At 65.4% G+C, this 13,944-nt stretch carries 15 protein-coding genes; 3 read left to right on the forward strand and 12 right to left on the reverse strand.

The window, feature by feature from the left end; genetic code table 11:
• The 4 genes from AC6LJY_RS22205 to AC6LJY_RS22220 all read right to left on the reverse strand — a co-directional run.
• Nucleotides 1-1,181, reverse strand: a 1,181-nt coding sequence (locus AC6LJY_RS22205) for an efflux RND transporter periplasmic adaptor subunit (protein WP_498136782.1), incomplete at its 3' end; no start/stop codon positions are given.
• A 164-nt stretch (nt 1,182-1,345) separates the two neighbouring features.
• Entirely contained in the window at nt 1,346-1,747 is a 402-nt protein-coding gene (locus tag AC6LJY_RS22210) for a winged helix-turn-helix domain-containing protein (protein WP_120156334.1), read from the reverse strand.
• A gap of 155 nt (nt 1,748-1,902) precedes the next feature.
• Nucleotides 1,903-3,099 (reverse strand): patatin-like phospholipase family protein, encoded by a 1,197-nt coding sequence (locus AC6LJY_RS22215; RefSeq protein WP_314359751.1) that lies wholly within the window; start codon nt 3,097-3,099, stop codon nt 1,903-1,905.
• Nucleotides 3,100-3,113: 14 nt separating this feature from the next.
• Nucleotides 3,114-3,710 carry a DUF4136 domain-containing protein gene (locus AC6LJY_RS22220; RefSeq protein ID WP_498136804.1) on the reverse strand — a complete coding sequence of 199 codons (597 nt, stop codon included), beginning with the start codon at nt 3,708-3,710 and terminating at the stop codon, nt 3,114-3,116.
• Nucleotides 3,711-3,930: 220 nt separating this feature from the next.
• Between AC6LJY_RS22220 and AC6LJY_RS22225 the strand changes: the two genes are divergently transcribed.
• Nucleotides 3,931-4,725 carry a TOBE domain-containing protein gene (locus AC6LJY_RS22225; RefSeq protein ID WP_104144308.1) on the forward strand — a complete coding sequence of 265 codons (795 nt, stop codon included), beginning with the start codon at nt 3,931-3,933 and terminating at the stop codon, nt 4,723-4,725.
• A 98-nt stretch (nt 4,726-4,823) separates the two neighbouring features.
• Here AC6LJY_RS22225 and AC6LJY_RS22230 read toward each other — a convergent pair whose 3' ends face one another.
• From AC6LJY_RS22230 to AC6LJY_RS22265, 8 genes are all read right to left on the reverse strand, one after another.
• Nucleotides 4,824-5,510, reverse strand: a complete 687-nt coding sequence (locus tag AC6LJY_RS22230; RefSeq protein WP_314359753.1) for an ATP-binding cassette domain-containing protein — start codon at nt 5,508-5,510, stop codon at nt 4,824-4,826.
• Complete coding sequence (gene modB, locus AC6LJY_RS22235; RefSeq protein ID WP_104144306.1) at nt 5,507-6,193, reverse strand: molybdate ABC transporter permease subunit; 687 nt, start codon at nt 6,191-6,193, stop codon at nt 5,507-5,509. Before modB ends, AC6LJY_RS22230 begins: the two co-directional genes overlap by 4 nt.
• 22 nt (nt 6,194-6,215) lie before the next feature.
• On the reverse strand, nt 6,216-6,974 hold the full coding sequence (gene modA / locus AC6LJY_RS22240; protein WP_046805425.1) for a molybdate ABC transporter substrate-binding protein: 759 nt from the start codon (nt 6,972-6,974) through the stop codon (nt 6,216-6,218).
• A 127-nt stretch (nt 6,975-7,101) separates the two neighbouring features.
• Nucleotides 7,102-7,452 carry an adenosylmethionine decarboxylase gene (speD, locus tag AC6LJY_RS22245; RefSeq protein ID WP_046805426.1) on the reverse strand — a complete coding sequence of 117 codons (351 nt, stop codon included), beginning with the start codon at nt 7,450-7,452 and terminating at the stop codon, nt 7,102-7,104.
• On the reverse strand, nt 7,449-7,616 hold the full coding sequence (locus AC6LJY_RS22250; RefSeq protein WP_498136783.1) for a hypothetical protein: 168 nt from the start codon (nt 7,614-7,616) through the stop codon (nt 7,449-7,451). Before AC6LJY_RS22250 ends, speD begins: the two co-directional genes overlap by 4 nt.
• A 4-nt stretch (nt 7,617-7,620) precedes the next feature.
• Complete coding sequence (locus AC6LJY_RS22255) at nt 7,621-9,090, reverse strand: DUF4178 domain-containing protein (RefSeq protein ID WP_498136784.1); 1,470 nt, start codon at nt 9,088-9,090, stop codon at nt 7,621-7,623.
• Between the two features lie 6 nt (nt 9,091-9,096).
• On the reverse strand, nt 9,097-10,146 hold the full coding sequence (locus AC6LJY_RS22260) for an SPFH domain-containing protein (RefSeq protein ID WP_314359755.1): 1,050 nt from the start codon (nt 10,144-10,146) through the stop codon (nt 9,097-9,099).
• A 39-nt stretch (nt 10,147-10,185) separates the two neighbouring features.
• Nucleotides 10,186-10,572, reverse strand: a complete 387-nt coding sequence (locus tag AC6LJY_RS22265; RefSeq protein ID WP_046805460.1) for a DUF350 domain-containing protein — start codon at nt 10,570-10,572, stop codon at nt 10,186-10,188.
• 90 nt (nt 10,573-10,662) lie between these two features.
• Between AC6LJY_RS22265 and AC6LJY_RS22270 the strand changes: the two genes are divergently transcribed.
• Together AC6LJY_RS22270 and AC6LJY_RS22275 are read left to right on the forward strand one after the other, a co-directional pair.
• Complete coding sequence (locus AC6LJY_RS22270; RefSeq protein ID WP_104144303.1) at nt 10,663-12,174, forward strand: polyamine aminopropyltransferase; 1,512 nt, start codon at nt 10,663-10,665, stop codon at nt 12,172-12,174.
• Entirely contained in the window at nt 12,174-13,850 is a 1,677-nt protein-coding gene (locus AC6LJY_RS22275) for an NAD(P)-binding protein (RefSeq protein ID WP_498136785.1), read from the forward strand. The genes AC6LJY_RS22270 and AC6LJY_RS22275 overlap by 1 nt, the downstream gene beginning before the upstream one ends.
• Nucleotides 13,851-13,944 lie beyond the last annotated feature (94 nt).

Below are 13,944 nucleotides of genomic sequence, written 5' to 3' on the forward strand. Positions count from 1 at the left end.
GCGCCGGGCTGCGCCGGCGCCTGGCCGTCTTTGGCGGCGGCCCCGTTCTTGGTCCATTGGCTGACCTGCACGGGCGCCCCCGGACGGATCTTCTGGAAGCCTTCAACCACGACCACGTCGCCGGCCTTCAGGCCGCTGGTGATCAGCCAGTTGTTCTTGATGGCGCCGCCGGTCGTGACGGGCAACTGCTGAATCTTGTTGTCCTTGACCAGCATCAGGCTTTGCGACCCGTCGGCGGTGCGTTGCAGCGCCTGCTGCGGCACGACCAGCGCCTTGTCGTCAACGCCCTGCTCCAGCCGCACCCGCACGTACATGCCGGGCAACAGGATGCCGTCGGGGTTGGGCACTTCGGCGCGCAGGTTCACCTGGCCCGTGGACGGGTCCACGGTGATGCCGGTGAACAGCAGCTTGCCGGCGTGCTGGTATTCCGAACCGTCTTCCAGCACGACCGTGGCGCGCGCGGTGTCTTTACCCACCTGCTGCAACTGGCCGCTGGCAAACGCGCGGCGCAGCGTGGCCAGTTCGGCGGTGGACTGGGTGAAGTCCACGTAGACCGGGTCCAGCTGCTGCACGGTGGCCATCTGCGTGGCCGACGTGGATTCCACCAGCGCGCCCTCGGTCACCAGCGGCTTGCCGATGCGGCCCGTGATGGGCGAGGTGACGTCGGTGTAACCCAGGTTGATCTTGGCGTTGTCCTGCGCGGCCTTGGCGGCGGCGACCGCGGCGTCGGCCTGGCGGAACGAGGCCACCGCGTTGTCGTATTCCTGCTTGCTGACGGCGTTAGCCTTGACCAGCGGCGCGTAGCGGTCGGCCAGCAGCTTGGCGCTGAACAGATTCGCCTGTGCCTGCTTCAGCTGCGCCGTCGCCTGATCGTAGGCGGCCTTGTACGGCGCCGGATCGATCTTGAACAGCAGTTGGTTTTCCTTGACGTCGCCACCTTGCTCGAAGGTGATCTTCTGCACGATGCCGGTCACGCGCGAGCGGATCTGGGCGTCGCGCACGGCATCCACGCGGCCGGGCAGTTCCGAGACGATGGGCGCGCGCTCCGGCTGTACGGTGATGACGCTGACTTGAGGCATGCCAGGGTTCATCTGGGGCTTCTCGCCGCACCCGGCCAATATCAGCGCGAGGATGCCACCGGAAACTGCCAGACCTGAAACACGTTTAGGCGAAAACCGCATTGAAACCCCCGCGTAGCGTAGTGAACCGAACCAACAAAGCGATCAGATAATGCCTAACGTCAGTCATGGCACGTGAATAGCCCAATAATGTAACTCAGTTATTGGGGATTACACGTATTTTCAGCCGCTCAAACGATGCGCGGGAGAGACATTGCGCAACAGCCTCAGAGAGTGGAAAGCTCTCGGAGATTGCCCAGGAATACATAGCCCACGCCGTGCACAGTATGCAGCGGCAAGCGGATTCCCGCGCGCAGAACTTTGCTGCGCAGTCGGCAAATTGCCACATTCAACGTGCGCAGATTGGTGCTGGCGCGCGTGGCCATCAGCTCTTGGCGCAGCAGCTCGCGATTGGGGTTGCGCAGCAGGCACAAAAAGCACGCACGTTCGATTTCGGTCAGGTCGATACGCGCGCCGCTGGGTGCCAACAATGTCCACCCTCGGTAAAGCAGGCTCCACCAACCGTCGACCTGATCGCCGCTTGAGAACGTCGGCTCGTCGGCGTGGGGCAGTCGGGCGGCATCCGGCGGTTGCGGACCATGGGGGGCAAGAGCATCGAAAGCAGTCATCACATGTCTCCACCGGGGCGGCTTGGCCAACGGCGGCGCGGCCGGCTCCCGGAACTGGGTTGCTGGTGGTTCTGGGAGACTACCGGCGTTACGGCCTGATGACGCGCTCTTGATACGGGTTTGGCCTGAATATCAGACCAGTCCTATGCAAATGCTCATGAAGGGTGCTTGCCGTTGCGGTGGATATCGTGCGTCACGAAGCAACTGTCTTCGGTCGGGCGGGCCAGAATGCCGGGCTTCGCTAGCGTCTGGCGGATATCCGCCAAGCCGGATTCCCAGTGTTCGCGCATGGCCTCGGTGCCGAATTCATAGTCCTTGGAATAGCGTTCCCGATGCTTGGATTCGTAGATCAGGTTGATGATGTTGGTGGCCGGCGTATGCGACAGCTTGCGGATGTCGGCCAGATCCGGGGCATTGCGCTCGGACTCGGGCATGCGCTCAAGCAGCCGCTGCAATCCGTGGCGCAACTTCAGCACGCGCCGCAGCTGGTCGGTGACCAGGCGCGTGCGGCTGGAATACTGGATGTCTTTCTGCCGTTCGGCCACTTCTTCCAGCGACGTCGGCAGCGCCCCCCGCGCGGGCCACAGGTCTACCTGGAAGGCCAGTGTGTCGCGCATGTTGTCGGTGGTCAGCACCTGCGCCAGCGGCGTGTTGGACACGACACCGCCATCCCAATAGTGTTCGCCATCGATTTCCACCGACGGAAAGCCCGGTGGCAAGGCGCCGGACGCCATGATGTGCTCGGGCCGCAGCGTGTCTTTCAGGCTGTCGAAATAAGCGAAGTTGCCCGACTGCACATTGACCACGCCGAAGCTGGCGCGCACGGCCCCACTGTTAAGCACGTCAAAGTCCACAAACTGGCGCAACGTGGCGGCCAGCGGCGTGGTGTCGTAGAAACTGGTGGAGGCCGCGCCCCGGCCGCTGGCCCAGTAAGGCGGCGGAAAACGCGGTTTGAAAAAACCGGGCTGGCCCGAGAACAGCGCCTGGAAGGCAGACAGCTGGCCGTTCATGGCAGGCGACCCGAAGCCAAAGGGGATGCCTTCGAACATGCCCGCCAGCGTGTCGCCCCAGGGCACTGAGGCAAAGCCGGCAGGCCGGCAGATGGCTTCCCAGAAGCCGCGCAGGCGATCCACCCGCTCGTCTTCGCGAGAGCCCGCGATGATGGCCGCGTTGATCGACCCGATGGAAATGCCGGATATCCAGTTGGGCCGGATGCCCGCCTCGTGCAAGCCCTGGTAGACGCCTGCCTGATAGGACCCCAGCGCCCCGCCCCCTTGCAACACCAGCGCGACGGTTTCGTAGGGTGGCGTATCGCCGGTGTCTTGGGTTGGGGCGTTGCGACGAGCGGTCATGCGGCTACCTCGGGTCAGGGTTTGCTTTTGTCCGGCAACTGCGGCGCGGCCACGCCTGCGCGGAACGGATACTTGGCGAAGATCTGCGCCACGGCCTTGTCCACGCTCTGCGGCGTGTTGGCGCTGTCGGGATTCTGCACTTCGCCCACGGCCACGCCTTCCCACACCAGTTGCTTGCGGCGCGCGTCCACCAGGTCGATGTTCAGCGTGCCTTCGGTGTATTGGTACACGTCGTCGCCCCAGCCGTAGCCGGGCCAACCGCCGTAAAAGCCGGAGCGATAGCCATAGTACGGGCCCATGGGCGGCGCCGCGGGCGTGACTTGGGTTTTTTGCTGGAGCTTGGCGCTGAAGTTGACCAGAAGGTCGGGATTGGACGGGGTGTAGGTGTAGCCCCGCATTTCCATCTGGCCGCGTGTGGCGTCCTTCAGGCGCTCGGTCAGCAGGCTGCTGTAGCCGGCTTTGTCGGTGCCCAGGGGGCTCATGAAACCGAAGGTCTGATACTGCGCGAAATTGGCTTGATGATCGTAATCGCCTTTGATCGTTGGCCCCGAGGCGCAAGCCGCGAGCAAGCCAGTCACGGAACCCGCCGCCAACCATTTCACCGCTTGAATCGCTTTCATGTCGATGTCTCCAAGAGCACTGGGCCACGCCATAGTGCCGCGAAGCCCGTAAACTTTCAACAGAATCTCATTCGCATCACGTGCCGGCTTCTGCCCTGTCGCGGCTGATCGGCCGCCAGGTCGGGCCACGTAGTTTGGACATCGTCCATTACACTCTTGGCTCGCTTTTGACCTTGACCCCGACCCAACCCCTGAACCGTACCCCCTGCCCATGTTGGAACTTGACGGCTCGATCTGGTTTCGTTCCGGCGCCCAGACCTGGGGCGGAAAAAACCGCATAGACCTGCTGGCGCAAATCGACGCCACCGGCTCGATCACGGCCGCCGCGCGCGCCGTGGGCATGAGCTACAAGGGCGCCTGGGACGCCATCGACGCCATGAACAACCTGGCGGGCGAACCCCTGGTGCTGCGGGCGGCGGGCGGCAAAGGCGGTGGCGGCACGCAACTGACCGACCGCGCGCGCCGCCTCATCATGACGTTTCGCGCGCTCGAGGCCGAACACCAGAAGTTCATGGACAACCTGACGCGCGCCGGCCTGGACGCCAGCGGCGACATCGACCTGATGAGGCGCTTCATGTTGAAGACCAGCGCACGCAACAAGTTCCTGGGCACGGTGACCGATATCCGCACCGGCGCCGTGAACGACGAAGTGCAGCTGCGCATCGCGGGCGGCCACCTCATCACCGCCACCATCACCCGCGACAGCACCGCCGAACTTGGCCTGGCGCCGGGCAAGGAAGCGATTGCGCTGGTGAAGGCGTCGACCGTCATCGTGGGCGCGCCGGGCCCCGGCTTGCGGCTATCGGCGCGCAACCAGCTGCAAGGCCACATCACGGCTATCCGCCCCGGCGCGGTCAACAGCGAAATACTGATCGGCATGGAAGGCGGCGCCACGCTGGTGGCCATCGTGACCAACGACAGCGCGCAAGAGCTCGGGCTGGAAACGGGCGCGCCGGCCGTGGCCATCTTCAAGGCTTCCAGCGTGATCCTGGGCGTGCTGGACTGAAGCGGTCCACTCCGCCCTGTATTGTTCCCGCGCCATTCGCTGCGCCATTCGCTGCGCCATTCGCTGCGCCATTCCCTGCGCCATTCCCTGCACTCCGCCTACACGCCCACGTCATCCCGGCGGCGGCCCACCCTGCCGTCGCGCACTTCGAAGACCTCGTCGGCCAGCGCGTCGACATCGGCGGGGTCGTGCGTGATCAGCAGCATCGGCACATCCAGTTGACGCTGCAAGGCATTCAATTCCTGGCGCATGCGGCCGCGCAGTTGCGAATCCAGCGCTGAAAAGGGTTCGTCCAGCAGCAGGATGTCCGGTTGCAGCATCAGCGCCCGAGCCAGCGCCACGCGCTGCTTCTGCCCGCCGGAGATCTCGCCGGGATAGCTGCCGACGATGGCGCCCAGTTCGAACGCATCCACCCAGCGCCGCGCCTCGGGCAGCACTTGGCGCCGAGGCGGATTGCGCCAGCCGCGCCGCAGCCCGAACGCGATGTTCTGCGCCACCGTCAGATGCGGAAACAGCGCGTAGTCCTGGAACAGATACGCCACCCGCCGCGAACGGGCGGGCAGGCACACGCCCGCCTGCGCATCGAACAGCACGCGCCCATTGATCTCGATGCGCCCGGCATCCGGACGCAGCAGCCCCGCCACGGCGCGCAGCGTCAGGCTCTTGCCCGCGCCCGATGGCCCGAACAAGGCAATGCGCTTGGACGACGACGTGAAGGCGGCGTCCAGCTCAAAATGCCGGTCGCCCGACACCATGCGTTTTTTCACCTGGATGCTGACGCTCATCGGCTGCCTCCGTCGCGCGCCCGGGCACCCTTGGGCACCAGCTTGCCCGCCACCACCAGCACCACCACGCAGGTGATGGACGTGACCAGCACCAATAGGTTGGCGGTACGGTCATCGCCCGCCTGCACCGCTTCGTAGATGGCCACCGACAGCGTCTGGGTACGGCCCGGCAGATTGCCCGCGATCATCAGCGTGGCGCCGAATTCGCCCAGGGCACGGGCAAAAGCCAGCAGTACGCCGGCCAGGATGCTGCGCGCCGCCAAGGGAAGCGTCACGCGGAAAAACACGCCGATTTCGCCCACGCCCAACACCCGGGCGGCGTTTTCAAGCTGCGCGTCCACGTTGTCGAACGCCGCCCGCGCCGACTTGAACACCAGCGGAAACGCCACGATGGACGCGGCAATCACCGCGCCCTGCCAGGTGAAGACCAGTTCGATATTCCACTTGGCCAGCGTTTCGCCGATGATGCCGCGACGGCCCAGCAACACCAGCAGGTAATAGCCCAGCACGGTGGGCGGCAGCACCAGCGGCAAGGTCAGCAGCGCGTCCAGCACATCGCGCCCCGGCCAGCGCCAGCGCGACAGCCCATAGGCCGCGCCGGTGCCGGCCAGCGTCGCCAGCAGCGTGGCCCAGCCCGCAACCTTCAGCGACAGCAGCAGCGGGACCCAGACGGGATCAGTCATCGGCGGCCGCCATCACCCAGGCTCAGGGCTGTTGAAAGCCGTAGCGCGCCAGGATGGCCTGCCCGGCGGGCGACAGCACATAGGCCACGAAACGCTGGGCTTCCTGGGCAGCGGCCTCGCGCGCGGTCACCGCAATGGGATAGGTGACGGGCGTTTGCGACGGCACGCGCAGCGCTACCTTGACCTTGTCGGGCATGATGGCGGCGTCGGTGGCGAACACGAAGCCGGCATCGACCTCGCCGCGCGAGACATAGTCCAGGCTTTGGCGCACGTTCTGCGCCAGCACGCTCTTGGCCTGCACGGCGGTCCACAAGCCGGCCGCTTCCAGCGCGCCCTGCGTGTAGCGCCCCACCGGCACCGACGCCGGGTTGCCGTAGGCAATGCGCTTGACGTCCGCGCGCGTCAGGTCGTTCAGCGACGTGATGTTGGCCTTGCTGTCGGCCGGCACGATCAGCACGATCTGGTTGGCGGCGAAGTCCACGCGCGAATCGCGTCGCACGGCCTTTTCCTCCACCGCCTTGTCCATCGCCTTTTGGTCCGCTGACGCGAACACATCGGCGGGAGCGCCCTTCACAATCTGCTGCAACAGCACGTCGGACGCGCCGAAATTCAGCACGACATGGGTGCCGGGGTGTTCCTTTTCATAGCCTTGCGCCACGTCCTTGAACGCGTTGGTCAGGCTGGCCGCGGCGGACACGACCAGATCGGCGGCCTGGGCGCCTGCACCCCACAGCGCGGAAATCGCCAGCGTCAGCGCCAGCATCGGACGTTTGCAAGACATGGTCTTCCTTGGAAATGGGGCCGATAACAGGGCCCCGTCGGTAACGAAATATATAGAGGTATATAACGCCCGTCAATTTGCCATCCCGCGCGTTCTGCGCCAGATCAAACCCAGGGAAAAAGCGGGATCAGCCCCGCGCGACCGTCGTAACGTTGACCGAGGCGGGCGCCAGCGCGTCGCGCAGGCTGGCCAGCGCCAGCTCGGGCTGCGCCGCGCCGCACATGAAGATGTCCAGCGCCGCGAACCCGTGCTCGGGCCAGGAATGAATGCTGATGTGCGATTCGCTCAGCATGACCACGCCGGTCACGCCCGAGCCTTCGCCAAAAAGATGGAAGTGCGCGCTCAGCACGTGCGCGCCGGCGGCCCGCGCCGCCGCGATCAGCTGCGCTTCCAGCGCCACGGCGTCGGTCAGGCGATGGGCCGGCACCCCGCGAAAGTCGGCCAGCACATGACGGCCGGCGCAATCATGCACGGTCACTTGTGCGACCCGCCCGAAGACCAGCCCGAACTGCCGGATGAACTGCCGCCCCAACTGCTGCTGCTACCCCCGCCGCCGCCCACCATGCGCACGCCGGGGGAATTGAAGCCCGTGGCCGCCAGCACGACCACCAGGGCATACACGCCATAGATAAACTTGCCCATGGTCCTAGTCGTCCCCTTCGGAAAGCTTGTCCGCCATCTTGGCGGGTAACCACAAGAACGCCAGCCCGATCAGGATCGGGATAAAGCGGCCGCCCAGGATATTGCTCAAATTCAAGAACACCATGCCGATCGTCGCGATCCAGGCCCATTTGCCATAGCCGCCACTTTTGCCTGCCCTCGGCAGCGCTTTTTGCGCGGCCAGCTTGGGGTCGTCGAACCACTGCGCCAGCTGCGCCGGGGCCACGGGCGACGATGCCGACCAGCCCAATTCCGATTCGCTGCGTTCGCGCGTGAGCTTGAGCGTGCCGGCCTTGTAGTCGGTGATGTGCGTGGTGTCGCCCGCCTTGACGCGCCAGTTGAACGCGCCCAGCGGCATCTCGACCTGCGAGGTGTAGTCGTACAGCTTCTGGTACAGCTTCGAACGCCAGCGCACGCTGGTGGCGTTGTTCGGGCTGGGCCAGGTGTCGCACACCTGCACGCGTTCCCAGCCCTCGTCCGTTTCCACCAGCCAGATAAAGCCCTTGGCCGGATTGAACAGCAGGTATTCGATCCAGTCGGACGGCTCTTCGGGATCGCGGTCGGCGCATTTCATCAGGCCGATCAGGGTGTAGCTGGCGCCGTCGATCTTGGCCACCGCGCCCAGCGACAAGGTGGTCTTGATGGACTTGACCTTGCGCGCCTTCTCGATGACTTCGGCGGTGGGCCCGGAACAGTCGACGGTCGCCGCGCATGACGGGCACACCACGGTCGTCGCCATCGCCGCCACGAAGCTGATCGGCGCCCCGCAGTTGGGGCAGGCCAGCGCCTTGATCTGGCCGCGATAACGGCCGGCCGTCTCTTGCACTTGTTCGTTGCTGCGCAACGTGGCCGCCTGCATGGCGGACAGGTCAAAGGCCTTGCCGATGTACAACTCGGGCTCAGGGCCGTCTGAAAAATCCAGCGTGAGGAACGCGTCCAGGCTGCGGAAATCAGCCACCTTGGCGTCCCAGCCGTCGCCCGGCACGAAGGGCAATTCGCCCTGCGCGCCACTGGCCCGCGCCCGGCGCACGTCCGAGGCGATGAACCGCTGTCCGTCCAGTTTCAGCTCATCGCCCGGCGCGATGTCCGCAAACGCGGGCATGCCCTGTACCGACTTGACGCCACGCCGCCGGGTCAGCGCGTACTGGCCCGACGCGTCCGACAGCCAGCCATCGGCGCCATCGTCGAACCACACGTACCACTCGTTCCAGAAGCCGTCGTCATAGCGCAGCTGGATGCGGCCGATCACGTCGAACCGCTTGCCGTCGGCCTTGCCCGCCGCGCCCAGGCACAGGGGCGAATAATCTTCCAGCACGTCGGCCATTTCGCCGATGCGCTTGACCGAGTCGGCGTCTTTGAGCAAGGTGCTGCGGCATGCGCCGCAGACTGCCATGACGGAAGCGGTGGACGTGAACTTGACCGGGGCGCCGCACTGCGGACACAGAACCTGCTGCATGGGACCTTAGCTGGTAAGTTTCTTCAGCACTTCGGCCTTGGCCGTGTCGTAATCGGCGGCGGTGATCAGCCCTTTATCCAGCAGGTCTTTCAGCTGTTGCAAGCGCGCGACCGGGTCGGCGCCGGCCGCCGCAGGCGCAGGCTGAGCCGGCTGTGCGGGTTGCGCAGGCTGCCCGGCTTGCCCGGCTTGCCCGGCTTGCCCGACGCCCAAGCCCGCGGCCATCGTCTGCCCCAGCGCCGCGCCGGCCGCCAGGCCCGCGCCGATGCCGGCGATGCCGCCTTCGTTCTGCGCGGCCAGCGGAATCGACGTGGCCGTCTGGTACTGGGTGAATTTGCCCAGGTCCCCCGCCATGCCCATGGAAATACGCGTGTCCAGCGCCTTTTGCAGCTCTTCGGGCAGCGACACGTTTTCAACGGTGAAGTTGTCCAGCTTGACGCCATAGCGGTCGAACACCGGCGCCAGCGCCTCGCTGATGCTTTGCGACATCAAGCCCTGGTTGCCGGCGATATCCAGAAACGGCACCTTGGAGCCGCCCAGCGCCGTCGTCATGGCAGCCACCACCATGTTGCGCAGCTGCAATTCCAGGTCGTCGACCGTGTATTCGTCGCGCGTGCCGCTGATTTCGCGATAGAACTTGGCCGGGTCCGAGATCTGGTACGAATACACGCCAAACGCGCGCAGCCGCACCATGCCGAACTCGCTGTCGCGCAGCGTCACCGGCTGCGCCGTGCCCCAACGCCGCCCCAGTTGCAGGCGCGTGCTGAAAAAGATCACGTCCGACTTGAAGGGCGACTCGAACAGCTTGTCCCAGTTCTTCAGGTACGTCAGGATCGGCAGCGTCTGCGTCGTCAGCTTGTACATGCCGGGGCCGAACACATCGGCCACCTTGCCTTCATTGACGAACACCGCCATCTGCGATTCACGCACCGTCAGGCTGGCGCCGTACTGGATTTCGAAGTCCTGCATCGGATGGCGCCAGGCGAGCACGCCGTCGCGATCTTCGTTCCATTGCAGGATGTCGATGAACTGCTTGCGAATAAAGGAACCGAGACTCATAGGTCCTCCCGTGTCAGGTGGGATTGCGCGCGTTTGCCCTCAGGTCAGGCAGCCCGCGTTCACGATGCCGGCGGCCAGCGAGATCGAACCGATCAGGCCGCCCATGGCGATATTGTTTTGTTCGATGGCCTCGTTCATGCCGGCAATGGCCTTGTTGACCACGACATAAACGACGATCTGCACCAGCATGGCGGCCACGCCCCACACCAGGAACATCACGAAGCTGGCATGCACCGCGATGCTGGAACACAAGGTCAGGCTGAAGCCCACCAACGCACCGCCATAGGACAGCACGGCGGCGATATTGCCTTCGCGGATCAGGTCGAATTCCTTGTAGCGGGTCACGGCGGTATAGACCGCCGTGAAAACGCCCAGCATGACCAGCGCCGAGACGATATAGATCAGATAGGTCACCGCCGGATGCATCGCTTCTCCCATTGCCACCCTCCTAATTGCGCGCAGTATATACGCGGCGTTCGATATACTGCGAACGCATTTTTCGCCCCGGACACCCCAATGCGCGACCGCGTTCTCATCCTATCGGTATTGATCGTTGCTTCCTGCGGCTTGGGCTATGAGCTCATCAGCAGCGCGCTGGCCAGCTATTTACTGGGCGATTCGATCCTTCAGTTCTCCTCCGTTATCGGCTGCTATTTGTTCGCCATGGGCATCGGTTCGTGGTTGTCAAAATATGTAAGAGACGAAGACGTTTTGAATCGGTTCATCGACGTCGAACTGCTGGTGGCGTTGCTGGGCGGCGTCTCGGCCGCCGTGCTGTTCCTGGTGTTTGCCTGGCTGTCCGCCCCCTTTCGGGCGGCGCTGTATGTGGGCGTCTTTGTCATCGGCTTGATGGTGGGCATGGAGATCCCGCTGGTAATGCGCGTGTTCAATCAGCGCAAGACCGAATTCCGCGAGATCGTCAGCCGCGTGTTGACGTTCGACTATCTGGGCGCGCTGGCGGTGTCGCTGATCTTTCCGCTGCTGCTGGCGCCCAAGCTGGGCCTGCTGCGCACCAGTTTCCTGTTCGGCATCCTGAACGCCAGCGTGGCCTTGTGGACCACGTGGCTGTTTCGCGCCGAAGTGCGCCGCCCCGGCGAAAAAGCCATACGCGCCTGCGTCGTGATCGGCTTTCTGGCGCTGGGCTTCATCTATTCCACCGCGATGACGGCCTGGGCCGAAAAGGGCTTGTACGGCGATGACGTGGTGCACGCCGAAACCACGCCGTACCAGCGCCTGGTGGTGACGCGCTGGCATGACGACCTGCGCCTGTACATCAACAACAACCTGCAATTCTCGTCGCGCGACGAACACCGCTATCACGAATCGCTGGTGCATCCCGGGCTGCAAACGCTGCCCTGGGCGCGCAACGTCTTGGTGCTGGGCGGCGGCGATGGCTTGGCGGTGCGCGAAATCCTTAAGTACAAGCACATTGAACACATCACGCTGGTGGACCTGGACCCGGCCATGACCGGGCTGTTCTCGCGGTCCGATCCCCTGGTTGCGTTGAACCAGGGCGCGCTGAAAGACCCGCGCGTCACCGTCATCAACGACGACGCCGGCCGCTGGCTGGAAACCCATGCCGAGGTCTACGACTTCATCGTGGTGGACTTTCCCGACCCGTCCAACTTCGGCCTGGGCCGCCTGTATTCCGTGCCCGTCTATCACCTGATGGCGCGCCACCTGGCGGAAAACGGCTACATGGTGATCCAGTCCACCTCGCCCTACTTCGCGCCGCGTTCGTTCTGGAGCGTGAACGCCACGCTGAAGGAAGCGGGCTTGAACACCTGGCCGTATCACACCTACGTGCCCTCGTTTGGCGATTGGGGCTTCATCCTGGCCAGCAAGCGCCGCGACTACACGCCGCCGGACAAGATCACCGTGCCCACGCGCTACCTGGACCCGGCAACCACGCGTGAACTCTTTCACTTCCCGGCCGACATGCCCGCGCTGGAGATGCCGCCCAACCGCCTGAACGAGCAGTCGCTGGTGCGCTATTTCGACGAGGACTGGCGCAAGGTCATCCGCTGATGCGCCGCCGCAGCTTTCTTCTGGGCGCGGCCACGGCGGCGGTGGCCGGCACCGCGGGCTACTACCGCCAGCGCATCGTCGAGACCCCGGCAAACGTGGCTTACCCCGGCATGCAGGCGGGCCACGCGCTGCGCGACGGCGCTGCCGTGCCGGCCGCCACCGCGCACCTTCGGCACCAGGTCGTCATCCTGGGCGCGGGCGTGGCCGGCCTGTCGTGCGCGTGGAAGCTGGCGCGCGAAGGGTTTACCGATTTCGTCGTGGTGCAGGGGCCGGAATTCGCCGGCAACGCCGCCGCCGGGCGGCAGGACGAACTGCACTATCCGCTGGGCGCGCATTACCTGCCGCTGCCTTCGATGGCGTCCACCCATGTGCGCCAGATGCTGGCCGACTTCGGCATCATCGAACACGGCGCGGGCGATGTCCGCCCGGTGTATGACGAATCCGTCCTGGTGCATTCGCCGCAAGAGCGCCTGCTGCGCAACGGGCGCTGGGAAGACGGCCTGCTGCCCATGACCGGCCTGCCCGATGCCGACGTGGCGCAGCACCATCGCTTCCTGGCGCTGGTCGAACGCCTGCACACGCAGCGGGGCAATGACGGGCGGCGCGTGTTCAGCATCCCGCTGGTGCTGTCCTCGCAAGACCCTGCCTGGCGTGCGCTGGATCAGATCCCCTTCAAGCAGTGGCTGGATCGCGAAGGCTACACGTCGCCCGCCTTGCACTGGTACCTGAACTACTGCTGCCGCGATGACTACGGGGCGGGCTACGACGTGGTGTCGGCCTGGGCCGGTCTGCACTACTTTGCCAGCCGTGACGGCCACGCAGCCAACGCGGGGGAAGGCGCGGTGCTGACGTGGCCGGGCGGGCTGGGCGTGCTGGCCGACCGCATGCGCCAGGCCATCGACGACAAGCTGGGCCACACGCGCTGGCTCATGGCGGGTACGGCGGTGCGCATCGCCGACACGCCCGCCGGCCCGCTCACCACCTGCGTGGCCACGGGTTTGGCCACGGGTTTGGCCCCGGGTTTGACCCCAGACTTCACGCCGCGCGCCTACACCTTGCAAAGCCGGCGCACCGTCTGCGCCATGCCCTTGTTTGTGGCGCAACGCCTGTTGCCTGACATCCGCGCCTATGGCTACGACCCGGCCGTGCATGCGTCATCGCACGCGCCCTGGCTGGTGTCCAATTTTTTGCTGGAAGGCTATCCGCAGGAGGCGCCCGGCGAGCCGCTGTCCTGGGACAACGTCGTCTACCAAGGCCGTGCGCTGGGCTATGTGGTGTCCACGCACCAGCTGCTGCGCGTGGCGCGTTCGCCGCGATCCGTCTTCACCGCCTATCACGCCTTGAGCACGCAGACGCCCAACGCGGCGCGGCAATGGCTTAGCACGGCCAGCCCCGAAGCCCTGCGCGACGAAGCGGCCGCCGACCTGATCGCCGCCTACGGCCGGGAATTCTGGCGCCATGCGCGCCGGCTGGACATCACCGTGCGCGGCCATGCGATGGCCTCGCCGCTATGCGGCAGCCTGTCCAACGCCGGGCTGGCCGCGCTGCGCGAGGTGGACGGCCCCGTGCTGTTCGCGCATGCCGACTTGTCCGGGTATTCCGTCTTCGAGGAAGCGTCCTGGTGGGGCGTGGTAGCGGCCGGGCGGATATTGGGGCAAGCGCCGCCAAGCGCTTGATTCGGGTCCCCCGCAACAGGGCGACGCGCGCCCGAATCGCGACCCCGATTTTGCTACACGCGCCCGCATCCGCTGCCCTACAATCGCCCGTCAT

The organism is Achromobacter sp. RT286_PF, assembly GCF_059760425.1.

Bases quoted from the DNA above. Each gene is read 5' to 3' on its own strand.
- AC6LJY_RS22265 (WP_046805460.1), bottom strand. From the start codon at position 10,572: ATGCATCCGGCGGTGACCTATCTGATCTATATCGTCTCGGCGCTGGTC.
- AC6LJY_RS22250 (WP_498136783.1), bottom strand. From the start codon at position 7,616: ATGGGCAAGTTTATCTATGGCGTGTATGCCCTGGTGGTCGTGCTGGCG.
- AC6LJY_RS22215 (WP_314359751.1), bottom strand. From the start codon at position 3,099: ATGACCGCTCGTCGCAACGCCCCAACCCAAGACACCGGCGATACGCCA.
- AC6LJY_RS22270 (WP_104144303.1), top strand. From the start codon at position 10,663: ATGCGCGACCGCGTTCTCATCCTATCGGTATTGATCGTTGCTTCCTGC.
- AC6LJY_RS22225 (WP_104144308.1), top strand. From the start codon at position 3,931: ATGTTGGAACTTGACGGCTCGATCTGGTTTCGTTCCGGCGCCCAGACC.
- AC6LJY_RS22260 (WP_314359755.1), bottom strand. From the start codon at position 10,146: ATGAGTCTCGGTTCCTTTATTCGCAAGCAGTTCATCGACATCCTGCAA.
- AC6LJY_RS22210 (WP_120156334.1), bottom strand. From the start codon at position 1,747: ATGACTGCTTTCGATGCTCTTGCCCCCCATGGTCCGCAACCGCCGGAT.
- AC6LJY_RS22230 (WP_314359753.1), bottom strand. From the start codon at position 5,510: ATGAGCGTCAGCATCCAGGTGAAAAAACGCATGGTGTCGGGCGACCGG.
- modA (WP_046805425.1), bottom strand. From the start codon at position 6,974: ATGTCTTGCAAACGTCCGATGCTGGCGCTGACGCTGGCGATTTCCGCG.
- modB (WP_104144306.1), bottom strand. From the start codon at position 6,193: ATGACTGATCCCGTCTGGGTCCCGCTGCTGCTGTCGCTGAAGGTTGCG.
- AC6LJY_RS22255 (WP_498136784.1), bottom strand. From the start codon at position 9,090: ATGCAGCAGGTTCTGTGTCCGCAGTGCGGCGCCCCGGTCAAGTTCACG.
- AC6LJY_RS22275 (WP_498136785.1), top strand. From the start codon at position 12,174: ATGCGCCGCCGCAGCTTTCTTCTGGGCGCGGCCACGGCGGCGGTGGCC.